This is a genomic window from Sphingopyxis solisilvae, assembly GCF_015475875.1.
In the GTDB taxonomy this organism is placed as follows: domain Bacteria; phylum Pseudomonadota; class Alphaproteobacteria; order Sphingomonadales; family Sphingomonadaceae; genus Sphingopyxis; species Sphingopyxis solisilvae.
Window position 1 is genome coordinate 1 of the sequence record NZ_JADKYM010000049.1, and the last position, 1,355, is coordinate 1,355.

1 protein-coding gene is annotated in these 1,355 nt (G+C 67.1%); it reads left to right on the plus strand.

The window, feature by feature from the left end:
* Positions 1–104 precede the first annotated feature (104 nt).
* On the plus strand, positions 105–1,235 hold the full coding sequence (locus IR187_RS16660) for a phage major capsid protein (protein WP_407699098.1): 1,131 nt from the start codon (positions 105–107) through the stop codon (positions 1,233–1,235).
* The last annotated feature ends 120 nt before the right edge of the window (positions 1,236–1,355 follow it).

Consider the following 1,355-nt stretch of genomic DNA (forward strand, 5'->3'; position numbering starts at 1 on the left):
GCGCCTATAGGCAGGGTGTTGGCGCTGGTCAATATCATGTGCGCGGGCCGCGAAAATTCCGTGCGAAGGCGGCTTCCCACGGGCCGCCGCGATAGTGAGTGGAGTTGGAAGTGAAGGCCGATGCGCTGGACGGGGCGTTCGATGCGGTGCTGGCGGCCGAGGCGGTCGATGATCTGAAGGCGTCGGTCGCGGCGCTGAAGGCACAGGTCGATGCGCAGACGGTCGCGGCGGCGCGGTTGCCGCTCGACGGGGCGAAGGCGGCCGATCCGGCGCGTGATGCGTTTGTTGAGCGGTACCTGCGGCGCGGGATCGACGCTGGGGTCGAGATGAAAAGCCTGTCGGGCGCAACCGGCGGCGAGGGCGGTTTTGCGGTGCCGCGCGAGATCGACGGAGCGATTGCCGCGACACTGAAAGCGCTGTCGCCGATCCGGTCGATCGCGACGGTCGTGCAGACCGGGACGAGCGGCTATCGCAAACTGGTCGCGACGGGGGCGATGGGCGCGGGCTGGGTCGGCGAGACCGCGGCGCGGCCCGAGACCGCGACGCGCAGCTTTGCCGAAATTGCGCCGCCGTCGGGCGAGCTTTATGCCAATCCGGCGGCGAGCCAGGCGATGCTGGACGATGCGATGTTCAACGTCGAGGATTGGCTGGCCGACCAGCTGGGGCGCGAGTTTGCGGTCGCCGAGGGTAGCGCATTCGTGACCGGCAACGGCACGAACCGGCCCAAGGGGTTCCTGACCTATGCCACGACGAACGAGGGTGATGCGGTGCGCGCCTTTGGCACGTTGCAGCATCTGGCGACGGGGACCGCGGGCGCCTTTCCGGCCGCAAACCCGCAGGACAAGCTGGTCGAGCTGGTCCATGCGCTGAAAGCGCCGTACCGGCAGGGCGCGTGCTGGGTGATGAATTCGGACACGCTGGCGCGCATCCGCAAGTTCAAGACGGCCGACGGCGCGTTTATCTGGCAGCCGGGGCTGGTCGAAGGGCAGGCGGCGACGCTGCTGGGATATCCGGTGGTCGAGGCAGAGGACATGCCCGATGTGGCGGCGAACAGCCTGTCGATCGCATTCGGCAATTTCCGCGCCGGTTACCTGGTCGCCGACCGCGGCGAGACGCGCATCCTGCGCGATCCGTTCAGCAACAAGCCGTTCGTGCATTTTTATGCAACCAAAAGGGTCGGCGGTGCGATCATCGATTCGCAGGCCATCAAACTGATGAAGTTCGCAGCCAGCTGATCTGGCGCGCGATGGGCGTCCGGTCCGTGCTCCCTACCCCCTTTCGGGGCGGACCGGGCGCCAATAACCGGTCGTCATTCCGCGCATACCGCCATTGCAGGCCGGTATGGGCGGAATGAC